Source organism: Tenacibaculum sp. 1_MG-2023, from assembly GCF_030547425.1.
Classification (GTDB): domain Bacteria; phylum Bacteroidota; class Bacteroidia; order Flavobacteriales; family Flavobacteriaceae; genus Polaribacter.
In genome coordinates this window covers 24,917-46,079 of record NZ_JAUORH010000023.1, presented here as the reverse complement: position 1 = coordinate 46,079, position 21,163 = coordinate 24,917, and the positions used below count along the sequence as shown (strand labels likewise).

Sequence of the window (21,163 nt, the reverse complement as noted above, 5' to 3'; positions counted from 1 at the left end):
GAATATTATCAATATGATTGATTAGTTTTCTTCTTCTACGATTATAAACACTTCGCTCAATTTTTGATGAAATAGTATCAGGAAGCTGTCTGAACAGATTGTTTTCACTATCAATGCCCATATATTCAGCAGTAAGACTTAAACTTATTAATTCCAAATCATTTAGCTTTGGCTGTCTTCTTTGGTAGGTTAAAAGCTGGTGTTTTGATATTTTTTGTAACACTTTCAATATTCTTTCGTAATTTGCATTTAAGTTGTTCATTGTTAATATTTTGTGGTTAAAACAAATTGCTGATTATCAGTAAGATGAACAACTTTTTTATTTTAAATCATAATGCACAACGGGTTATTAGATTTAATCTTTTAGTAACAGCCTTTCAAAAACACCAGAATTCGTATTATCCACCACTTTCCAATTATAAATTTTAGAGAGTTGGTAAATCTTCGATAATTCTTCAAACAAACGAGTTTTAGCATCTTCTTGTAGTTGAGATACAGTTATTGTCGATTTAATCTTTTCAATAGCTTTAGCATTCAACTTATTCAGTTCTTGTTTAGAAAAGGTATTGAACTGACTTTGTCGTAAATCGAAATATTTAATGTCGGGAGAAATTAGAATTTCTTCTTTAGGAATTTTATTTATGATGATTTGTTTACCGATACTGTCTATCTGGATTTCTAGTTCTGATAAATCATACCCCACCTCAACTTTAGCATTTACAGAAAGCATTGCTTTCTTTTCAAATGTAAGGTATCCATAAAAATATTTTTTGGCATCCATAAAGCTGTACATTTCAGAGAAACTTCCTTCTGAAACCACCAACTTACTTAGATTCTGAATTCCGTTTAAAACCACCTGAATTTCTTCTTGCTCGTACTTTTCTTCCTTCTTTTCATACCATAATTTTGCAATTAAAAATCCTAATACAAAGACAGCAAGATATTTTAGTAAGCGCATCGTTTTCTTTTTCTATAAATATAGGAAAAGTATTTAAAGTGCTTTTATGAAGCTTGTTTTGTTTCTTCTTCTTTAGGAAATGCTTGTTTATTAAAGATAAAAAGTAAAGCAACTCCTATCGTTATCCAAGAATCTGCACCATTAAAAATAGCATTAAAAAAGGTAAAACTTTCCCCTTCGTAAATAGGAAAGTATAACATATCTACTACTTTTCCGTGAAATAGTTCTCCGTAAGGATTATCTGAAAAAAGTGTTGCCACGTTGTGGTATGAAGAATCAAAAATAATTCCATAAAAAACAGAATCGATAATATTACCTACTGCTCCTGCTAAAATTAGCGCTATCGCAATGATAACAGCTGTATGCGCTTTTTTCTTGATAGATTGCCACAACCAATACACAATACCTGTAACCGCAATAACTCTAAATAAGGTTAAAAACAACTTCCCTGTTTTTCCACCAAATTCAAAGCCCCATGCCATACCATTATTCTCGGTAAAATGGATTTTGAACCAATCGTTAAAAACAACTACTTCTTCTCCTAGCTGAAAATGTGTTTTGATGTAAATTTTACTAATTTGATCAATTAAAATTGCCAGAATTACAGTAAGTATTGCGATGTGTTTTTTAGACATTTTTTCTATTTAATGGAAACAAAAATAAGAAAACTATTTTTATGTTTTTCTTCTGATTTTTAGAAAGAAAAGACCAATAGTCCTTTAGACATATTGGTCTTTAATATATGGTTAGATAAAAGATATTATCCTTTTAACCAAACTTTTCTTAGTTCTCTTTGTTCTTGTGTTGCTTTTGGGTTTTCTTTTAAGCTAGTTCCTTTTGTATACGACTGCGTTAAGGTTGTTTTAATAACCACCTCTTTACCATCTCTTTCTAATTTTACTTCAACTTTGTTTCCTGGTTGCCACATAAACATTTTAGTAAAAATTTGGTTTGCGTTTTCCTTTGTTATAGCTGCTCCATCTACTTCTTTGATTGCATCATTAGATTGTGCTCCATTTTCAGCCCAAAAGCTGTTGTCTTTTACAGCTTCTGTAAATCGGATAGTTTTTGTTGCTTTATCTGCTCTCACAATCATAGCTCCATTATTTTGGATATAATTTGTTTTCACTTTTGATTCATCTAATACTAATCCTGCCTTTGCAAAAAACTCATTATAATTAATTGGCGTACCATCTACTACATGTGTATTCAAGAATTCTCCTATTGAAGGATATGTCATTTCAGTAATTTCTTCAATTAATTTATCATCCTCGAATGGTTTATTTTTTCCATATTTTAATGACAACTCTTTCATTAATGATAACACACCTCTATTTCCATTACTTTCTTCACGCATTAAAAGATCAATACACATCCCTATTAAAGCTCCTTTTTGATACACATTGTAATACTGAGAAGCATAAGGCTCGTCTAATACATTTTCACTCATTTTAGTAAAACTCATAGCGTCATTCATAGAAGATGCTGTTTTAATTTTACCCATAATTTTACTGTAAAATTCATCTTCTGTTACCAAACCTTGATTTACTTGAAATAATGTAGCAAAGTATTCTGTAATTCCTTCATACATCCATAAATGCTTAGAGAATGTTGGCTGGTTGTAATCGAAGTAATGTACGTCTTCTGAATGTACACTTAACGGAGTTACAATATGGAAAAACTCGTGAGATACTACATCAATCATACTTTTTGCTAATGCTTCATCTGGCATTGCTTCTGGTAACACTACCACAGTTGATGTGTGGTGTTCTAAAGCTCCAAATCCTTTAGGTGCTTTTTCAGTTCCGTCAGATAAATATAAATAAATATCATAACGTGCCGTACTATTAATGCTTCCTAAATATGCTTTTTGCGCTTGCATCATTTTTTCCATCACAGCTTTAATTTTTTCAGCTGAGTGTTTTTTGTTTGGAGAATATACACTTAACACAATTTTAATATCACCAACTTTGAACTCTTCTACATCTAATTCTCCATAAAACATAGGGTTATCTGTAATATCAAAATAGCGTGGTGCAAAATAGCTTGACGTTAACGTTGAACCATCTTTACTTGATTTTGTTCCTACTTCTTGTAATGCAGAAGTTCTTGTAAAGTTGGTAGGCGATACAACATCTAACTTATATTGACTATTTTTTAAAGAATCAAAGTATCCTACAAATCCATGAAGGTTTAATACATAATTGGTAGGCTCTATATTGGTTCCTGCTGGTGAAAATGGGGCCTCTCCTCCAATTCCTCCTGAGACTTCCATATCAAAAGTATCATTTACTAAATACGTTACTTTATCTAATTTTTCAGCATTGGTAATTTCCCATGTATTGGTATCAGCTTTTGTAACTTCTAATTCATTTCCTTCATAATCTAAAGCCTTAAAGCTATCTATATATTTACCAAAATCACTTACAGAGTACGTTCCTTGAACTACTCTTGGTAGTCGATAGGTTACTTTTTCAACAGTAAATCTACCTGGATTAATCGTTACAGGTACTTTATCATTATCTACCTTTGTTAAATCTAAGGTTGTTACAATTGGCGTTTGAACGGCTAAATCGTTTGTTGCTTTTTTTGTAGAGTTACAGCTTGTTAATATCAATGCTGTAATGGCTGCGGTTAGTATACTTTTGTTCATTTCTTAGTTTTTAATTATCCATTAGACAAAGTGATGTATGTTTTGTTACGTGCAACTATTATAAAATTTTGTTAATTACTCTAATCCTATATTTAAGTTAGCATGAATTGAATTTATTGTAAGTATTTTAGAAGTAAATGTTATTTCTTTAGAAAATAGAGATATTTTTCTTTCTCCATTTATAAGGATTGTTCCGTTGTTAGTTTTTAACCCCAAACTTGTTTGTTTATCAATATTAGCAAAAACATTGCCTTGAAAAAGATCTATACTTGAGTTTCCTTTAATTGTGTTTAACTTTATATTTCCTCTTTCTATATAGATATTTACATCTCCTTTATAACTTTTTGAAGTTACTCCAATCGTTCTTCCATGAATGCTTATATGTTTATTTTTGGGAACTTTTATAACTGCTCTTGCTCTTTCTAGTCTCCTCGTTATATATTTTCGAAAGACTTCATTTTTTAATGCTGGAATATTTAACTCAAATGTTATTGTAAAAACTTTTCCTTCTTTTTTAAATAATATATTATGTGTATGTGGGTTTTCATCTAATAAAACTACTTCGAGTTGTTCATCTTTTGAATTTTCAATTACAATATCGTCCAAACCGTAAGTAACGACTTCGAGTTCGTTTGCTAACATTTTTCTTTTCTGTATTATTTTTTCTTGACAGTAAAGAAAATGAACACTTAGCATAAGTAAAAACAATAGATATTTTTTCATACAAAAAAAGCCTCTAAAAGAGGCTCTGTTTATTTTTAACTTTAATACGTTATTGTTTGCGTTTTGCTTCAATACTTAAAGTAGCATGTGGTACTAACTTTAAGCGTTCTTTTTGAATTAGCTTACCTGTAACTCTACAAATACCATAGGTTTTATTTTCAATACGAACTAAGGCATTTTTTAAGTCACGAATAAATTTTTCCTGACGTATGGCTAACTGCATATTTGCTTCTTTAGCCATCGTATCTGACCCTTCTTCAAAAGACTTAAATGTTGGCGACGTATCATCAGTTCCATTATCTGAACCGTTTTTATACGATGCTTGTAACAATTTTAAGTCTTCTTCAGCTTTTTCAATTTTCTTTTGAATGATTTCCTTAAACTCTAGTAAATCACTATCTGAATATCTTATTTTAACATCATCCATAATGCTATATTTTTTCAATTAACATTCTACTTTTAATGGTATCAAACTCAATTTCTGTACCATTCTTTAAATCATCAACAAAAACTAATTCGTTTGTTAATGTTTCTGTCTTAATGTAGTTTTCATTTGCTAATACCGATTCTTCTAAATCGTTCGCTTGTAAAATGGTTAATTTTATTTTATCGGTTACTTCTAAACCTGTGTCTTTTCGTGCGTTTTGAATTCTATTAATTAATTCTCTTGCCACACCTTCTTTTCTTAAACTATCGTTTATCGTAACATCTAAAGCTACTGTTAACCCTTCTGCATTTGCTACCAACCAGCCTTCGATATCTTTTGATGAAATCTCCACATCTGCGGTTCCTAAAGTAATCATTTTATCATTAACTTTTACAGAAATTTCACCATCTTTTTCAATTTTAACGATATCTTCTTGTGTAAAGTTTTGAATTTGATTTGCTATCAGCTTCATTTCTTTCCCAAATTTAGGTCCTAAAGCCTTAAAATTTGGTTTGATTTGTTTTACCAAAATTCCTGAAGCATCGTCTAATAATTCTATCTCCTTAACGTTAACTTCTGATTTTATTAAGTCAGCTACTGCTAAAATTTCTTCCTTCTGCGTTGCATCCAGTACAGGAATCATTATTTTTTGTAGCGGTTGACGTACTTTAATTTTCTCTTTAGCTCTTAGAGATAGAACTAACGAAGAAATGGTTTGTGCGTTTTCCATTTTACGCTCTAATGACTTATCTACTAAATCAGCATTGTATTTTGGAAACTCTGCTATATGTACACTTTCAAAACTTTCTTTTCCTGTAGCATTCACTAAATCTTTATATAAACGATCCATAAAGAAAGGAGCTACTGGAGACCCTAATTTAGCTACCGTTAACATACAGGTGTATAACGTTTGGTATGCAGAGATTTTATCTTGTGCATACTCTCCTTTCCAGAAACGTCTTCTACATAAACGTACATACCAGTTACTTAAGTGATCTTGTACAAAATCAGAAATAGCTCTGGTTGCCTTAGTAGGCTCATATTCAGCATAAAATTTATCTACTTTTTGAACTAAGGTATTTAATTCAGATAAAATCCAACGATCAATCTCTGGTCGTTCATTAATAGCTATTTCAGCTTCGCTATACGTAAAGTTGTCAATATTTGCATATAGAGAGAAGAATGAATAGGTGTTATATAAAGTTCCGAAGAACTTACGTTTCACCTCTTCTATTCCTGCTAAGTCAAATTTTAAGTTATCCCATGGATTTGCATTTGAAATCATGTACCAACGCGTTGCATCTGGACCATATTCTGACAATGTAGTAAACGGATCTACTGCATTTCCTAAACGCTTCGACATTTTTTGCCCGTTCTTATCTAACACCAATCCGTTAGACACTACATTTTTATATGCTACTGAATCGAATACCATCGTTCCAATTGCGTGTAAGGTATAGAACCATCCACGAGTTTGATCTACTCCTTCAGCAATAAAGTTCGCTGGATAGCTTTCTTTATTATCGATGAGTTCTTTATTTTCAAACGGATAATGCCACTGTGCATACGGCATAGAACCAGAATCGAACCATACATCAATTAAATCGCTTTCGCGCTTCATTGGTTTTCCTGATGCCGAAACTAAGATAATTTTATCAACTACATTTTTATGTAAGTCGATTTTATCATAGTTATCTTCAGACATATTTCCTACTTCAAAATCAGCAAAAATATCTTCAGACATTATACCTGCATCAACTGACTTTTGAATCTCTTCTTTTAATTCAGCTACAGAACCGATACAAACTTGCTCTGTTCCATCTTCAGTACGCCAAATTGGTAATGGAATTCCCCAAAAACGAGATCGTGACAAGTTCCAATCATTCGCATTTTTTAACCAGTTACCAAAACGTCCTTCTCCTGTTGATTTTGGTTTCCAATTAATAGTTTCATTTAAATCGAACATTGTATCCTTTACATCGGTTACTTTGATAAACCAAGAATCTAATGGATAGTATAAAATTGGTTTATCGGTACGCCAACAGTTCGGATAACTGTGCACATATTTTTCAACCTTAAAGGCTTTGTTTTCTGTTTTTAGTTGAATCGCTAGCTCTACATCTATCGATTTCTCTGGTGCTTCTCCGTCGGCATAGTATTCGTTTTTCACATACTTCCCTGCAAACTCCCCCATTTCTGGACGGAACTTCCCTTGTAAATCTACTAACGGAACTGGATTCTCATTTTCGTCTAATACTAACATTGGCGGCACTTCTGGAGTTGCTTGTTTTGCAACTAACGCATCATCTGCTCCAAAGGTAGGTGCTGTGTGTACGATACCTGTACCGTCTTCAATAGTAACAAAATCTCCTGAAATTACCCTAAAAGCATTTTCTGGATTTTGATATGGTAAAGCAAATGGTAATAATTGCTCGTATTTAATACCTACTAAATCTTTTCCGATAAATTCTTTTACAATTGCATAAGGAATTTGCTTATCTTCTTTAGTATAATTTACTAATTCAGCTACATCTTCTACTTGATTAAACTTCTTCCCTGCAAATTGTTTTGACACTAAGTTTTTAGCCAACACAACTTGAATTGGCTCAAAGGTGTATTGGTTAAATGTTTTTACTAAAACATATTCAATCTTTGGACCAACCGTTAATGCTGTGTTTGATGGAAGTGTCCATGGAGTTGTTGTCCAAGCTAAAAAATGTACATCTCCTTCAACTTGTAAAAACTCTGGTAAGGTTTCTTTTATTGTTTTAAACTGAGCTACTACTGTAGTATCGGTAACATCTTGATACGTTCCTGGTTGATTTAACTCATGCGAGCTTAATCCTGTTCCAGCTTTTGGTGAATACGGTTGAATAGTATACCCTTTATACAGCAAATCTTTATCATAGATTTGCTTTAACAACCACCAAACTGATTCCATATATTTTGGTTTATAAGTAATATATGGATCTTCCATATCTACCCAATATCCCATTTTTTGAGTTAGGTCATTCCAAATATCGGTATAACGCATTACCGCTTTTTTACAAGCTTCATTGTATTCTTCAACCGTAATTTTGGTTCCAATATCTTCTTTGGTGATTCCTAATTCTTTTTCAACCCCTAATTCTACAGGTAAACCATGCGTATCCCAACCTGCTTTACGCTTAACTTGGTATCCTTTTTGGGTTTTATAACGACAAAAAATATCTTTAATGGCACGTGCCATTACGTGGTGAATTCCTGGTAAACCGTTTGCTGAAGGTGGTCCTTCAAAAAACACAAATGGTTCGTTTCCTTCACGTGTAGTAATACTTTTTTCAAAGATGTTGTTTTCTTCCCAATAGTTTAATATTTCTTCTGCTACTTTTGGTAAATCCAATCCTTTGTATTCAGTAAACTTCTTACTCATTTTGTCGGTTTATTAATTGAATGTGCGAAATTACGTATTTTCTTGTAATTGTTGAATTTGAGATATAAAAAAACACCTCAAAATTGAGGTGTTTTTGATACTTTATAGGTTATAATTGTTATTTTTTAACTATATAAAAATAAGATCTTCTATTTTTTTGATGCTCTTTTGTAGAGCATTTTGTTGTTTCATCACAATCGTTTAATAGTTTTTCTTCACCATAACCTAGTGCTTTTTCTATTCTTTCTGAAGATATCCCTCTAGAAACAATGTAAGCTTTTGTTGATTTTGCTCTTTTATCAGATAGCTTTTTATTGTATTCTTTTGATCCTCTACTATCTGTGTGCGATTCTATTCTAATTATCATTTCTGGGTGATTTTTCATTACCGAAACAATATGTTCTAACTCATATTCTGCATCTTTTCTTATTGCATACTCATCAAAATCAAAATAAATAGGGTTAATCACAATTTGATCTTCTATAATCAATGGTTTTAATGATAAGTTTGTAGTAACAAGCTGTTTATTTACATCAAGGGTTTGTAATTGTTTTGTGTCTGCTTTATAATCTTCTTTTTCTGCTATAACTACAAAATTTTTCTGACAATCAACTTCAACAAACCTATAACTTCCATTTTCTCCTGTTATTTGCTGTGCTTGAACCTTACCATTAGAATCAATTAATTTAACTGTTGCTCCTAAGATTGGTTTATTACTTTTTTCTTCTGATACTACACCTGTTATATCTTCTTTACAGTTATATAAAATAAAGCTATAAATGTCATCGTCTCCTTTTCCTCCTTTTCTATTAGAAGAGAAGAAACCTTTGTTCTTTTCATCATCTATAACAAAAGCAAAATCGTCATACGATCCATTTATTGGAGCACCTAAATTATTTGGTTTTTGATAAGTACCTGAATTATTTTTTGATTCAAAAATATCAAGCGCTCCTAAACCTAGATGACCGTCTGAAGCGAAATACAAGGTATTGTTTTTAGCTATGAAAGGAAACATTTCTCTTCCTTCAGTATTTATTTCTTTTCCTAAATTTACTGGTTCTCCGTAAATGTTATTTTCTAAAAGTGCTACTTTGTATATGTCTGTTTTTCCAAAACCATTTGGCTTATCTGAAATAAAATACAATGTTTTCTCATCTGGACTTAAAGTTGGGTGCCCTACAGAATAATTATCATTATTAAATGGAAGTTCCTTTATGTTTCCCCACTCTCCGTTTTCAAACTCTGCTTTATATATTTTAAGATATGCTATTTGATTATCTCCTCCTTCTAATTTCTTCCCATTAAAATTTGTTCTGGTAAAGTACATTGTTTTACCATCTGAAGTAATTACAGCATTAGATTCGTGATATTGTGAACTTAATGATGAAATTATTTCTTCTTTTTCTAAATCTATTATTTGTTTTTCTTCATTATAAACTTCATTTGCTTTGTAGATGTTTAAATGCGGTTGGTTGTTCCATTTATATAGTTTGTCATTTTCTCCAACAGGTTTTGTAGAAGCAAAATAAAGCTCATTACCATAGGTAAACCCACCAAAGTCAGAATACTGAGTATTGACTGAGAGATTGGTTATATTTACAAATGTTTTCTTTTTTCCATTACTATATTTGTTAAAATAACCTTCATTTTTCTCTAAAGCTTGCCCTCTTGAATCATTCTCTTTAATTTCACTAAACTTTAAAAGCCATTTATCAGACTCTTTAATTTTACCATTACTTTTTAAAGATTGTGCATATCTAAAAAAATATTCTGGCGAAGTCATACTTTCATAGTTATCCATTAAAAGTTTATACCATTTTTCGGCCTCCAAAAACTCTGAATTATAATAATGAGAATCTCCTAAACGACTAATAACTTCGTATGATTCATTTCCTTTATCATAAATTTTCTCGTATAATTCTGCCGCTTTCTTATAAGCAAACTCTTCAAAATATTTGTCAGCTGTATACTTTCTTTGCCCTAAACAAATACCACTAAAAAAAATAAACAATACTACTAACTGTTTTCCCATATCTTCTATCTTTTGTAGTTAAACAACACTAAAAACATTCATTTTTTTGAAATTTCAGCTTATTCCTCGTTCTTTTTTAATTTGTTCATAAGCTGCTTGTATTTTTTGAAATTTTTCTTTGGCTCCTTTTCTATGCTCCTCTCCTAAATTTTGAAGCTTATCTGGATGGTATTTTTTTGCCATTCTACGATAAGCTTTCTTTACCTCATCGTTAGTGGATTCTTTTGTTATTTCAAGCATTTTATAAGCACTATCAGATTCGTCATAAAACATTGCCTTTATTGAAGAATAATCGTATTCGTTAATATACAAGTAACTTGCTATCTTTCTAATCTCTTCTTCCTCTACACTAGTTACTTGCCCATCTGCTTTTGCTATTCCAAACAAAAAATGTAGTAACTGTAATCGTGTAGCATGCGACATATACTGACGTATTTGTAAACAAACTTGACGTGTAGATACTTGTTTTTTAATAATCCCACTAAACAATTTGAATGCATGATTTGCTCGTTCTTTGCCATACATTTTCACAAAGTATGAACGAACATAATCTAACTCACGTTTATCTATCTTTCCATCAGATTTTATAACTACAGACGCTAATATTAATAAGCTTATTTCAAAATCACCTGACGTGGCTCTTCCTCTTCTTGGTTGACCTCCTGTCTTTTTTTGATATTCTTGCTGTTCTTGTACGAAATCTTCTACAGAAATTCCATCAATAAAACTTCCTACAGCAAACCCTATAACAGCTCCTATTGGACCTCCTAATGTAAAGCCAGCTCCTGCTCCAAGCCATTTTGCAAATTTTCCCATTGTTTGTTTTTTAGAGGCCACAAAGATAAAACATTACCAATCTATCTCCATACATATTTCAAGTTGATTGTTGCCACGAAAAGAAGTATCTTTGCCTTAAATTTTAATTCAAAAATATGTATCCAGAAGAATTAGTAAAACCAATGCGTGATCAATTAATTGACGCTGGTTTTGAAGCTTTATATACTGCTGAAGATGTTGACAATGCTTTAGCCAAAGAAGGAACTACGTTAGTAATGGTAAACTCTGTTTGTGGGTGTGCTGCAGGTACTGCAAGACCTGGTGCTATTGCTTCTTTAGGAGCAGATAAAACTCCAACAAACTTAACTACAGTTTTTGCAGGTGTAGAAAAAGAATCTACAGCGAAGGCAAGAGAATATATGATTCCTTTCCCTCCATCATCTCCTGCAATTGCTTTATTTAAAGATGGTAATTTAGTACACATGTTAGAGCGTCATCATATTGAAGGTCGTTCTGCACAAGCTATTGCGCAAAATCTAGCCGCTGCTTACGACGAGTTTTGTTAATTTTTATTTAGAACAAAACCTATTAAAATAAAAAATCCAGCAGTTTGCTGGATTTTTTTATACTTTCTTAATTACATTGGTTACAACTCCCCAAATGATAAAATTATTTTCTTCTGTAATTTTTATGATTGGGTAATTTGGATTTTCAGGCTGCAACCAAACTTCACTATCTTCAACTCTTAATCGTTTTACGGTAAACTCTCCATCTAAAAAACACACTGCTATTTTATTATTGGTTGGCGGAATACTTCTATCGATTACCAGTAAATCATTATCATCTAAACCTGCACCAATCATCGACTGACCACTTACTCTTGCAAAAAAGGTAGCTTCTTTATTTCTAATAAGTTCTTCATCTAAAGAAATACGCGTTTCCCTGAAATCATCAGCAGGAGAAGGAAAGCCCGCAGAAATACCTGTATCCATTAAAATAGCTCCTTCACTTTCATTTAACTCTTTTGGTAAGAAAAAAGTCAATGCCTCTGATGCTTTTACTGGTTTTAATTTTCGTAACATCTTATTATTTGTTGTTTAACTAAGCTTATTTTACTTTAATAATATCGTTAATATTTGTAGTATATTTTGGTGATAATCGTTCTTGACGCATCTTCCAAGTACGTTGTAAATCTTGGTTTGCTAATTTAATCTTATCTGCTTTATAAGTCTGATTAATTTTATCAATCGCACTCATTAAAGAGGCGTGCTTCGGATTTTCACTTGCAAACATATCTATCTGATAATTGTCTGAAGGTACCAACCCTGTTACAATTACTCCTGCTCTTTTATACTTTATCCCGGCTTTAAAAATAGCTGCTACCGCTTGTACTGCACTTTTACTTATTGTTAATGTGGAGTTTGTCGGGTATGGAAGTACAACTGTTTTACTTGCTCGATGTTGTTCAGTTTCTTTTTTATGATAATCACTACGCAATAACACTATTATCATATGACAACTTGAGTTTTGCTTTCGTAATTTTTCTGCACAACTTACAGCAAACGTTGAGATTCTTTCTTTAATATTATCTAAGTCCGAAAATGTATATTCAAAACTTCGGGTTGTTGCTATTGCTTTTTTATTAGTAGGTTCATCTAATTGTATTTTAGGCTCTCCTTCTAAATCTTTTTTTAACTTCCAACCTGTTATTGAAAGGTTTTTCAACACCCAATCATCATTTAACTGTGTAAAATCGTACGCTTTTATACATCCTTTAGCTTGTAGTCTTTTTTGTATACCTCTTCCAATTCCCCAAACACTTTCTATAGAAGTCCATTTTAATGCTTTTATTCTTTTTTCTTCGGAATCAATCACACACACTCCACCTGTTTCTTTCAAAAATTTTCGTGCAATTTTATTAGCTACTTTACTCAACGCTTTTGTTGGTCCAATTCCTACACAAGTTGGAATCCCCGTCCATTGTAAAATTCTACTTCTTATTTCAGTTCCATAAGAATTAAAATTATATTCATCAAAACCTTTGAATTGCAAAAATGCTTCATCAATAGAGTATACTTCCACATCTGGAGAAAATTGTTCTAAAATTTTCATCACTCTAGCGCTCATATCACCATACAACGGATAATTTGACGACAGCACTGAGATATTATTGTTTTTACAAAACTGATCCCACTTAAAAATTGGTGCTCCAAATGGAAGTTGCAAGTCTTTAGCTTCATCACTCATTGAAATAACGCAACCATCGTTATTACTTAAAATAGCCATAGGTTTCCCTTGCAAATTCGGATTAAAAACCCGCTCGCAAGAAGCATAAAAGTTATTACAATCTACCAACGCATACATAGTTGTAAAGGTACAGAATATTGAAAAAATGAACTCTAACTAACTTTCCTTATTTTTGTTTCATGGTTAGAAAATTAAAAATTGACGGAATTGATAAAATCATTATCAAACGCCTTGTTAAAGATGCACGTACACCTATTTTAAGTATTGCTCGAGAAGTGGGGATATCTGGTGCTGCCATTCATCAACGATTACGAAAGTTAGACGAATCGGATTTAATTGATGGTTACAAAATGGTATTAAACCCAAAAGCATTAGGATATACTACTACCGCTTTTGTTGGTGTATTTTTAGATTCTTCTAGCTTATATTCTTCGGCAATTAAACGCTTAAAAGAAATTCCTGAGATTGTAGAAAGTCACTATACTACTGGTAACTATGCTATTTTCATTAAAATACTGTGTAAAAACAACGAGGACTTAATGCATTTGTTAAATAAGGATATTCAAACCATAAAAGGAGTTTCAAGAACCGAAACTTTTATATCTTTAGACCAACAAATAGATCGACAAATAAAAATTTAAAAATCCCTAATGAACGATTTTATCTTCTACTTTAAAATGGGCTTGTTTCACGTACTAGATTTTAAAGCCTATGACCACATTTTATTCTTAATTGTATTAGCTGTTGTGTATCAATTTAAACAGTGGACAAAAGTTTTATGGTTAATTACTTTGTTTACTATTGGTCACTCAATAACTTTAGCACTTTCGGCATACGGAATTTTAAATGTACGAGCAGATTTAATTGAGTTTTTAATTCCGTTAACTATTTTTATTACGGGATTAATGAATGTATTAACCGCAAAAAAAGCATCGGTAGGAAAAGAAAACCAGAATTTATTTTTTGCTTTATTCTTTGGGCTAATTCACGGGCTTGGTTTTTCTAACTATTTTAAAATTATGATTGGAAAAACTTCTGATAAATTTTTACCTTTATTAGAATTTGCCTTAGGTGTAGAAGTAGCACAAATTATTATTGTATTGGGTATTTTATTAATTGGAGCACTAGTACAATCAATCTTTAGTGTAAATCGTCGTGATTGGATTTTAATCATGTCTTCTATCGTTATTGGTTTTGCGCTACAAATGATGTTTAACCGCGTTTTTTGGTGAAAAATTAACGACTAACTAACTCAAATCTAATTACCTTAGCTTATCTAAGAAAAATCACGCTAAAAAGTTTGAAAAAAAAACAATTAAAATATGACATTGCCTATTTAAAAATGGCAAATGAATGGGGACAACTTTCTCACTGTATTCGTAAAAAAGTAGGCGCCTTAATTGTTAAAGATCGAATGATTATTTCTGATGGTTATAATGGTACTCCTTCTGGTTTTGAAAATTATTGTGAAGACGAAGAAGGATACACCAAATGGTATGTGTTGCATGCCGAAGCCAATGCTATTTTAAAAGTAGCTTCTTCTACACAATCATGTAAAGGTGCTACTTTATATATTACACTTTCTCCTTGCCAACAATGCAGTAAATTAATACATCAAGCAGGAATAAAACGTGTAGTATATGCACAAGCATACAAAGACCGGTCAGGATTAGAATTTTTAGAGAAAGCTGGTGTCGAACTGACTTATTTACCTTATGAACAAGAATAATTTACCTATATATTTATCTATTGCTGTAGTTTTTGGAATTCTTATCGGAACTTTTTTTAGCAACGGAAATTCAAGCAGTCTTATTGGAAAAAGCTCGTCAAGCGAACGAAAAATAAAACGCTTAATTGACTACATTCAAAGTGATTATGTTGATGCTGTTAACACAGATGATTTATTAGATGGAGCCATTGCCGAAATGCTAGGTAAATTAGACCCTCATTCAGTATACATTCCTAAAGAAAACTTACAATTAGTTACCGAAAACATGCAAGGTAATTTTGTTGGAATAGGTGTTCAATTTCGTATGATTGGTGATACTATTACCGTTATAGAACCTATTAAAGGTGGACCAAGTATTGAAGCAGGCATTAAAGCAGGTGATAGAATTTTACTTGCAGACAAGGATACACTCTATGGGAAAAAACTGCAAACTTCCCAAATAATGAAAGCTTTAAAAGGAAAGCCAAACACTAAAGTTGATTTGCAAATTTATAGAAAAACCAATGATAGCGTTTTTAACGTCACTATTAATCGTGGTAAAGTAAATATTAAAAGTGTTGATATTGCTTATATGCTAAACGATAGTGTTGGTTATATAAAATTAGATCGTTTTGCTCGTAACACCTATATTGAGTTTAAATCTTCTTTAAATAAATTACTCACCAAAGGAATGACTGATTTGGTTTTAGATCTTCGTGGAAATGGTGGTGGTTTTATTGATATTGCTAATGATATTGTTGACGAGTTTTTGGAAGATGAAAAACTGATTGTATTTACTAAAAATAACAAAGGAGATATTGTAGAGTCTTTCGCTACTGATAAAGGTGATTTTGAGCACGGTGGGTTATATGTACTAATTGATGAAAACTCCGCCTCTGCTTCTGAAATTGTAGCTGGGGCCTTGCAAGATAATGACAAAGGTATTATTATTGGACGTCGCTCTTTTGGAAAAGGATTGGTACAGCAAGAAATGGACTTAGGAGATGGTTCTGCTGTACGATTAACTACTGCTAGGTATTATACTCCAACAGGACGTTCTATTCAAAAACCTTACAAAAAAGAAGCTGATGCCGAAGAATACAGTCACGATTTTGAACTTCGATTAGAAAATGGTGAATTATTCACTAAAGACAGTATTAAAACTATTGATAGTTTAAAGTTTACAACACCAAAAGGAAAAGTTGTATACGGTGGTGGTGGAATTATTCCTGATCATTTTGTAGCTGTAGATACCTCAGCTTATGTTCCTACAATTTTCTTCCGCCCTTTAAATGACTTCGCTTTTTCGTATGTAGATGATAACCGTAAAAAACTCGCTTCATTAACAGTTGAAGATTTTATTAGCAATTTTGATAAAAACAAAGAGGTTTCAGATAAATTCTTAACAAAACTAAAAGATTTTAGACTTTCGGAAAGAACAAAAAATCAACTTCGTAGTAACTTAAGAGTATTAATTGCTCGTGAGCTTTTTAGCGATGAAGGTTTGTATAAAGTAGACCAAAAAGATGATAAAATGCTTCAAAAAGTGTTTGAGTTAGAACAAAAGCAAAATGAATAAGAAGACGTTAAAAATAATTGGAACAATTGCGTCTGTAATTATAACTTTTAAATTCTTTGGTTTTATTGTTGAAAACTTTATACATGGGTGGAATAACCCTTTGTAGTCAATTCTTTTAGCTTAAACTATAGTTTTTTTATCTTACTTTTTTGTTACGTATAATAGTAAATTTGTGCTACGCATAAATCAATAAAAAGTAAGCTACTACAAATGAAGAAATCTGCAAATACAAGAGCAACTATTTTACAACAAGCTTTTGAGCTTATTTATAAAAAGGGATATCAATCTACCAGTATTGATGAAATTATAGCGACTACTAAAGTAACAAAAGGTGCTTTTTATTATCATTTTAAAAATAAAAAGCAAATGGGAATTGCTGTTATTAAAGAGGTAATACAATCCAAAACCATTTATTTTTCTGTAAGTTTTCTTTCTTCTTCTACCAGTTTACATCATTCTTTATATACAATGATTGAAGAATTACTTTTACACAATTCTTTTTTAACCATAGAATATGGTTGTCCTCTGGCTAACTTAATTCAAGAAATGTCTCCTTTGGACAATGATTTTAAAGAAGCTCTTGATGAAGCAAAGTCATTATGGACAAATGCTATTGCTACTTCTATTACCAAAGAACAACAAAATAATACTTTTAACTCAAATATTAATGCTGAAGAAGTTGCTAATTTTATTATAGCTAGCTATTGGGGAACTAGAGCTTTAGGAAAATTAAGCAACAAGATAGATACTTATACCCATCATTTAAATCAATTAAAACTTTACTTAACTAGTTTAAAACAGTCTTAACCCTAAAAACATACCGATTAGTATGTTTTTATTTTATCTTTGCTTTTTTCTAAAAAACAAGCAATGCAAATACATAATAATTATAGTCCATCTGTACTCAACAGAAAAGAAATCCAGCAGTTTAAAAAGCTTTTAATTACCTCAAAATTAAAAGAGAGTTTCACTAAAACACTATATAAAATCGGTATTAAATCTAAAATAAAGTTTGATTTTGATACTATAAACATTCCAGATTCTAAGCTATCTAAACTAGCTTTAGAAAAGGCAAATGATTTATGTAACCCTATATTACTTTACCATTCTTATAGAACCTTTTTTTGGTCTGCTGGTATTGCTCTTTCAGAAAAACTACACTATGATGAAGAGTTACTATTTGTTTCCTCAATACTACATGATATTGGTTTAACAGATACTCACAACCATGTGTGCAGTAAACAATGTTTTGCCAATTACGGAGGCTCTTTTGCAAATGAATTTGTAAAGAAAAACGATAGTGAAGATAAAGCTTCCGCTATTAAAACTGCTATTGATATGCACTTATATCCTAGTGTAGATAAAAAGAAATTTGGTAACGAAGCTTATCTACTTTCAAGAGGCGCTGCCATGGATGTAATTGGTTCACACTATTTTCAAGTTCCAACTTCTTTTATTAAAAAAGTTCATAAAACATATCATAGAAATGGTTTTAAGGAAGATATTATTGAAACTATGAAAACATTAAACCATAAAGAAAATACTAGAGCTGATATTTTATACAAAATGGGATTTGCCTCTATAGCTTCAAAAAATATTTTAGATTCTAAAAAATTTACTTTTTAGAGGTAAACTTGGCTTCCCTCTTAGTCTTATATACCTCTTCGATGGTTGGATTTTGAGGGCAGCTTTTTATTTGCTCAAACTTATCACCTGACTTTACATAACCTGTTTGCAATATTTTAAAGTAAACTCCTGGTATGTTTTGTTGCCAAAACTGTTTTACGATTTTCATATCATTAAAACGCACTCCTAGCTTCATGCATGGTTGACGTGGTTTAGTTACTTCAATAATAACCTCTCCTACTTTAAAAGTATCTCCCACGTGCAATTGACTTTCCTCTAAATCCGAAACAGTCAGATTTTCACCAAACATTCCATACATCCAATCCAAATTAGGATGCAACTCTTTCCAATATGCATAATGTTTCTCTGAATAGGCATATACTGCTTGATCTATTCCTCCATGATGTTCTCTATTACAAATAACATCATCTTTTACTTTTTCAACATCTAAAAAGATAGGTTTCTCAACAGGAAACTTAAAAATACCTGTGGTAACAGTTTTCCCTTTCCAATCAATTTCTTTTCTTTCTCCTATGTTTGTGGCTATAATTTTCATTTTATTTTTTATTCAATTAAAAAATTCTGCAATACATCCGCAATTTTTCGGTTGTCTGATAATTGTGGAATTTTATTCTGACCTCCAAACTTTCCTATAGATTTCATATATTCATGGAAACCTCCTTTTTCCACTTTTCTGATAATAAGAGGGCATAAAATTTTACCCTCAATTAAATCGAAATAATAAACATTCTGCTCTTGCATAGAAGCATCAATTTTAGATGCTAATTCTTCTAAGTTTTCAGGTTCATTTTCAAACTCAATAAACCACTCGTGATAGGGCAATCCACTTTCAGGATTTACTTGTGGAGCTACTGTAAACTCACTCACATTCACATCAGTTCCTTTTATAGCATCATTCAATGCTTTTTCTACCTCTTTCCCTATAACGTGCTCTCCAAAGGCAGAAATAAAGTGCTTTATACGTCCTGTTACTTTTATTCTATAAGGTTTTAACGAAGTAAACTCAACTGTATCTCCAATATTATATCCCCATAATCCGGCTGAAGTATTAAGAATAATAACATAATTCACTCCTAACTGAACATCTTTTAATGATATTCTTGTCGGGGTTTCATCAAAAAACTCATTCGCGGGAATAAACTCATAAAACATTCCGGAGTTTAATTGTAATAACATACCTTTTTCGGTTTGCGAATCTTGGTATGCAATAAACCCTTCAGATGCTGGATACAATTCTACATAGTCTATTTTTTTTCCAATTAACGCTTCAAACTTGTTCTTGTATGGTTCGAAGTTTACCCCTCCATACACGAAGAAGTTAAAGTTTGGAAAGAGTTCGGAAACATTCTTACCTGTTTTCTCTATCAAACGTTCAAAATACATTTGTACCCATGATGGAATTCCGCTAATTACCGTCATGTTTTCTGGCAAGGTTTCTTCAACTACTTTATCTACTTTGGTATCCCAATCTTCAATACAGTTGGTTTCCCAACTCGGTAAACGGTTTTTTAAGAGGTAATTTGGGACATAATGCGCTGCTATTCCACTTAACCGCCCTAATTTCACGCCGTTTTTATCTTCTAAAACTGGACTTCCCTGTAAAAAAATCATCTTCCCATCAACAAAGCTAGCATCGTTTGTTTCTGTAATATAAAACAACAAAGCATTTCTAGCTGCTTTGATATGTGTGGGCATGGATTCTTTACTAATAGGAATATATTTTGCTCCTGAGGTTGTTCCTGAAGTTTTAGCAAAATACAAAGGCTTTCCTTTCCACAAAACATTCTCTTCTCCAGCTACAACTCTATCTACATAATGACGTAAACCTTCATAATCGTTAATTGGAACTCTTTTTTTAAAATCTTCGTAATTATTAATTGATATAAAATCATGATCTTTTCCAAACGCTGTTTTACATCCTTCTGTAACCAAATATTCAAAAACTTTTTCTTGAGTTTTGTGTGGGTTATTTGCCCATTTATATACTTGCTTACGAACAATTTTCGCAAATGGAATTGCTAATGCTGATTTTATACTCATTATATCTTTACTATTTTAAATATGATTCAACGCTGTTTTTAGCTATATTATCTTTACTCTTACTTACTGAAAATCTATATAATTTTTTGGGTTAACTGGAAATCCGTTATTCCACAATTCAAAGTGTAAATGAGGCCCTGTAGTTAATTCTCCTGTAGAACCTACACTTGCAATTGCTTCTCCCGATTTTATAACATCACCTTGTTGCTTTAACAAAGTTCCATTATGTTTATATACTGATATAAATTCGTTAGAATGCTGTATGGTCATTACATATCCAGTTTCTGCTGTCCATTCTGCTAAAATAACTGTTCCGTCTGCTACTGCTTTTACAGGTGTACCTGTTTTTGCTACTATATCAATCGCATAATGTTTGTCATTAACATCAAATGGTTGTGATATGCTTCCTGTTAAAGGTGAAAAGAATACATTTTTAACTCTATTTTCCCCTGCATTATATAAAGGAAATAAATCTTTTCCTTCAATTTTTTCTCTAAACAATGAATCTTCCCTAGATGCCTGTAACTTACTTTCATCAAAAGCAATGGTTTTCATTTCTTTTGTTATGGAGTCTATCTTTTCGGGCTCAATTTGACCTGTTAAAACTGGCTTTAAAGCTTTTGTGTAACTTTCAATAACTGACAGTCTAGTTTTTAAAGAATCTGCTTCGTATGTTAATCTGGTAGCTTTTCTTTTTAAGGCTGTTGATGAATAACCTGGTATATATTCACGTATACCCGTAAAAGCAATTAACAAAGTGGTGAGTACAATGAGAAGTATAGAAAACACCCCTCCAAATACAAAAACATTTAATCGTGATAACTTTAGAGAAAATCGTTCTTGAAAGGTATCTTCATTTATAATTACTAAGCGATATTTATCGGTAAGTTTTTGTTTTAGCTTTCGCTTTTTTTTATCTTTTGCCACGTTTTATACTTGTTTGGATTTCAAATATACAAC

Annotated in this window: 20 protein-coding genes and 1 pseudogene; 7 read left to right on the top strand and 14 right to left on the bottom strand. The window is 31.6% G+C overall.

Annotated features, from left to right (window positions below):
• From Q4517_RS13605 to Q4517_RS13565, 9 genes and pseudogenes are all read right to left on the bottom strand, one after another.
• Positions 1 to 262, bottom strand: a pseudogene (locus Q4517_RS13605) (IS982 family transposase); the annotation flags it as partial.
• A 93-nt stretch (positions 263 to 355) separates the two neighbouring features.
• Positions 356 to 958, bottom strand: coding sequence for a DUF4230 domain-containing protein (locus Q4517_RS13600; protein WP_303510431.1), 603 nt, complete (start codon positions 956 to 958; stop codon positions 356 to 358).
• A gap of 44 nt (positions 959 to 1,002) precedes the next feature.
• Complete coding sequence (locus tag Q4517_RS13595) at positions 1,003 to 1,593, bottom strand: lipoprotein signal peptidase (protein WP_303510428.1); 591 nt, start codon at positions 1,591 to 1,593, stop codon at positions 1,003 to 1,005.
• A gap of 125 nt (positions 1,594 to 1,718) precedes the next feature.
• A complete protein-coding gene (locus Q4517_RS13590) occupies positions 1,719 to 3,611 on the bottom strand; it encodes a peptidase M61 (protein WP_303510426.1) in 1,893 nt (630 codons plus the stop codon).
• Between the two features lie 75 nt (positions 3,612 to 3,686).
• Positions 3,687 to 4,253: a DUF4097 family beta strand repeat-containing protein gene (locus Q4517_RS13585; RefSeq protein ID WP_303510424.1), complete on the bottom strand. Its 567-nt coding sequence runs from the start codon at positions 4,251 to 4,253 to the stop codon at positions 3,687 to 3,689.
• A 130-nt stretch (positions 4,254 to 4,383) separates the two neighbouring features.
• Positions 4,384 to 4,761 (bottom strand): TraR/DksA C4-type zinc finger protein, encoded by a 378-nt coding sequence (locus Q4517_RS13580; RefSeq protein ID WP_115900129.1) that lies wholly within the window; start codon positions 4,759 to 4,761, stop codon positions 4,384 to 4,386.
• A gap of 4 nt (positions 4,762 to 4,765) precedes the next feature.
• Positions 4,766 to 8,173 carry an isoleucine--tRNA ligase gene (gene ileS / locus Q4517_RS13575; protein WP_303510421.1) on the bottom strand — a complete coding sequence of 1,136 codons (3,408 nt, stop codon included), beginning with the start codon at positions 8,171 to 8,173 and terminating at the stop codon, positions 4,766 to 4,768.
• Between the two features lie 118 nt (positions 8,174 to 8,291).
• On the bottom strand, positions 8,292 to 10,205 hold the full coding sequence (locus tag Q4517_RS13570; RefSeq protein ID WP_303510418.1) for an OmpA family protein: 1,914 nt from the start codon (positions 10,203 to 10,205) through the stop codon (positions 8,292 to 8,294).
• A gap of 54 nt (positions 10,206 to 10,259) precedes the next feature.
• Entirely contained in the window at positions 10,260 to 11,021 is a 762-nt protein-coding gene (locus Q4517_RS13565; RefSeq protein WP_303510416.1) for a TerB family tellurite resistance protein, read from the bottom strand.
• Positions 11,022 to 11,137: 116 nt separating this feature from the next.
• Here Q4517_RS13565 and Q4517_RS13560 point away from each other — a divergent pair, with 116 nt between their 5' ends.
• Positions 11,138 to 11,548 carry a BrxA/BrxB family bacilliredoxin gene (locus tag Q4517_RS13560; protein WP_073182156.1) on the top strand — a complete coding sequence of 137 codons (411 nt, stop codon included), beginning with the start codon at positions 11,138 to 11,140 and terminating at the stop codon, positions 11,546 to 11,548.
• Positions 11,549 to 11,605: 57 nt separating this feature from the next.
• Here the strand turns inward: Q4517_RS13560 and Q4517_RS13555 are convergent, their stop codons facing one another.
• Positions 11,606 to 12,064, bottom strand: coding sequence for a LexA family transcriptional regulator (locus tag Q4517_RS13555; RefSeq protein ID WP_303510411.1), 459 nt, complete (start codon positions 12,062 to 12,064; stop codon positions 11,606 to 11,608).
• A gap of 25 nt (positions 12,065 to 12,089) precedes the next feature.
• Positions 12,090 to 13,346, bottom strand: a complete 1,257-nt coding sequence (locus Q4517_RS13550) for a Y-family DNA polymerase (RefSeq protein WP_303510409.1) — start codon at positions 13,344 to 13,346, stop codon at positions 12,090 to 12,092.
• A 62-nt stretch (positions 13,347 to 13,408) separates the two neighbouring features.
• Between Q4517_RS13550 and Q4517_RS13545 the strand changes: the two genes are divergently transcribed.
• The 6 genes from Q4517_RS13545 to Q4517_RS13520 all read left to right on the top strand — a co-directional run bounded on the left by Q4517_RS13545 (position 13,409) and on the right by Q4517_RS13520 (position 18,142).
• A complete protein-coding gene (locus Q4517_RS13545; protein ID WP_303510406.1) occupies positions 13,409 to 13,870 on the top strand; it encodes an Lrp/AsnC ligand binding domain-containing protein in 462 nt (153 codons plus the stop codon).
• Between the two features lie 9 nt (positions 13,871 to 13,879).
• Positions 13,880 to 14,461, top strand: coding sequence for a HupE/UreJ family protein (locus tag Q4517_RS13540; protein WP_303510404.1), 582 nt, complete (start codon positions 13,880 to 13,882; stop codon positions 14,459 to 14,461).
• Between the two features lie 68 nt (positions 14,462 to 14,529).
• A complete protein-coding gene (locus Q4517_RS13535) occupies positions 14,530 to 14,958 on the top strand; it encodes a dCMP deaminase family protein (RefSeq protein ID WP_303510402.1) in 429 nt (142 codons plus the stop codon).
• Positions 14,945 to 16,516 carry a S41 family peptidase gene (locus Q4517_RS13530; protein WP_303510400.1) on the top strand — a complete coding sequence of 524 codons (1,572 nt, stop codon included), beginning with the start codon at positions 14,945 to 14,947 and terminating at the stop codon, positions 16,514 to 16,516. Before Q4517_RS13535 ends, Q4517_RS13530 begins: the two co-directional genes overlap by 14 nt.
• Positions 16,517 to 16,726: 210 nt before the next feature.
• Positions 16,727 to 17,323: a TetR/AcrR family transcriptional regulator gene (locus Q4517_RS13525; protein ID WP_303510398.1), complete on the top strand. Its 597-nt coding sequence runs from the start codon at positions 16,727 to 16,729 to the stop codon at positions 17,321 to 17,323.
• 63 nt (positions 17,324 to 17,386) lie between these two features.
• Positions 17,387 to 18,142 carry an HD domain-containing protein gene (locus Q4517_RS13520; protein ID WP_303510396.1) on the top strand — a complete coding sequence of 252 codons (756 nt, stop codon included), beginning with the start codon at positions 17,387 to 17,389 and terminating at the stop codon, positions 18,140 to 18,142.
• On the opposite strand, the gene Q4517_RS13515 is transcribed toward Q4517_RS13520, so the two are convergent.
• From Q4517_RS13515 to Q4517_RS13505, 3 genes are all read right to left on the bottom strand, one after another.
• The gene (locus Q4517_RS13515) at positions 18,132 to 18,698 is read right to left on the bottom strand and encodes an MOSC domain-containing protein (protein ID WP_303510393.1); all 567 of its coding nucleotides are present in this window, start codon (positions 18,696 to 18,698) and stop codon (positions 18,132 to 18,134) included. The two genes, Q4517_RS13520 and Q4517_RS13515, sit on opposite strands and share 11 nt — an antisense overlap.
• Positions 18,699 to 18,706: 8 nt before the next feature.
• Positions 18,707 to 20,203, bottom strand: a complete 1,497-nt coding sequence (locus Q4517_RS13510) for a GH3 auxin-responsive promoter family protein (protein WP_303510390.1) — start codon at positions 20,201 to 20,203, stop codon at positions 18,707 to 18,709.
• A gap of 63 nt (positions 20,204 to 20,266) precedes the next feature.
• The gene (locus tag Q4517_RS13505; protein ID WP_303510389.1) at positions 20,267 to 21,130 is read right to left on the bottom strand and encodes a M23 family metallopeptidase; all 864 of its coding nucleotides are present in this window, start codon (positions 21,128 to 21,130) and stop codon (positions 20,267 to 20,269) included.
• Positions 21,131 to 21,163: the final 33 nt, after the last annotated feature.

What these genes read in the sequence shown, in the direction of transcription:
- Q4517_RS13590 (WP_303510426.1), bottom strand. Translation starts at nt 3,611, where the DNA reads ATGAACAAAAGTATACTAACCGCAGCCATTACAGCATTGATATTAACA.
- Q4517_RS13550 (WP_303510409.1), bottom strand. Translation starts at nt 13,346, where the DNA reads ATGTATGCGTTGGTAGATTGTAATAACTTTTATGCTTCTTGCGAGCGG.
- Q4517_RS13570 (WP_303510418.1), bottom strand. Translation starts at nt 10,205, where the DNA reads ATGGGAAAACAGTTAGTAGTATTGTTTATTTTTTTTAGTGGTATTTGT.
- ileS (WP_303510421.1), bottom strand. Translation starts at nt 8,173, where the DNA reads ATGAGTAAGAAGTTTACTGAATACAAAGGATTGGATTTACCAAAAGTA.
- Q4517_RS13595 (WP_303510428.1), bottom strand. Translation starts at nt 1,593, where the DNA reads ATGTCTAAAAAACACATCGCAATACTTACTGTAATTCTGGCAATTTTA.
- Q4517_RS13520 (WP_303510396.1), top strand. Translation starts at nt 17,387, where the DNA reads ATGCAAATACATAATAATTATAGTCCATCTGTACTCAACAGAAAAGAA.
- Q4517_RS13530 (WP_303510400.1), top strand. Translation starts at nt 14,945, where the DNA reads ATGAACAAGAATAATTTACCTATATATTTATCTATTGCTGTAGTTTTT.
- Q4517_RS13580 (WP_115900129.1), bottom strand. Translation starts at nt 4,761, where the DNA reads ATGGATGATGTTAAAATAAGATATTCAGATAGTGATTTACTAGAGTTT.
- Q4517_RS13515 (WP_303510393.1), bottom strand. Translation starts at nt 18,698, where the DNA reads ATGAAAATTATAGCCACAAACATAGGAGAAAGAAAAGAAATTGATTGG.
- Q4517_RS13510 (WP_303510390.1), bottom strand. Translation starts at nt 20,203, where the DNA reads ATGAGTATAAAATCAGCATTAGCAATTCCATTTGCGAAAATTGTTCGT.
- Q4517_RS13560 (WP_073182156.1), top strand. Translation starts at nt 11,138, where the DNA reads ATGTATCCAGAAGAATTAGTAAAACCAATGCGTGATCAATTAATTGAC.
- Q4517_RS13545 (WP_303510406.1), top strand. Translation starts at nt 13,409, where the DNA reads ATGGTTAGAAAATTAAAAATTGACGGAATTGATAAAATCATTATCAAA.
- Q4517_RS13585 (WP_303510424.1), bottom strand. Translation starts at nt 4,253, where the DNA reads ATGTTAGCAAACGAACTCGAAGTCGTTACTTACGGTTTGGACGATATT.
- Q4517_RS13600 (WP_303510431.1), bottom strand. Translation starts at nt 958, where the DNA reads ATGCGCTTACTAAAATATCTTGCTGTCTTTGTATTAGGATTTTTAATT.
- Q4517_RS13540 (WP_303510404.1), top strand. Translation starts at nt 13,880, where the DNA reads ATGAACGATTTTATCTTCTACTTTAAAATGGGCTTGTTTCACGTACTA.
- Q4517_RS13565 (WP_303510416.1), bottom strand. Translation starts at nt 11,021, where the DNA reads ATGGGAAAATTTGCAAAATGGCTTGGAGCAGGAGCTGGCTTTACATTA.
- Q4517_RS13555 (WP_303510411.1), bottom strand. Translation starts at nt 12,064, where the DNA reads ATGTTACGAAAATTAAAACCAGTAAAAGCATCAGAGGCATTGACTTTT.
- Q4517_RS13525 (WP_303510398.1), top strand. Translation starts at nt 16,727, where the DNA reads ATGAAGAAATCTGCAAATACAAGAGCAACTATTTTACAACAAGCTTTT.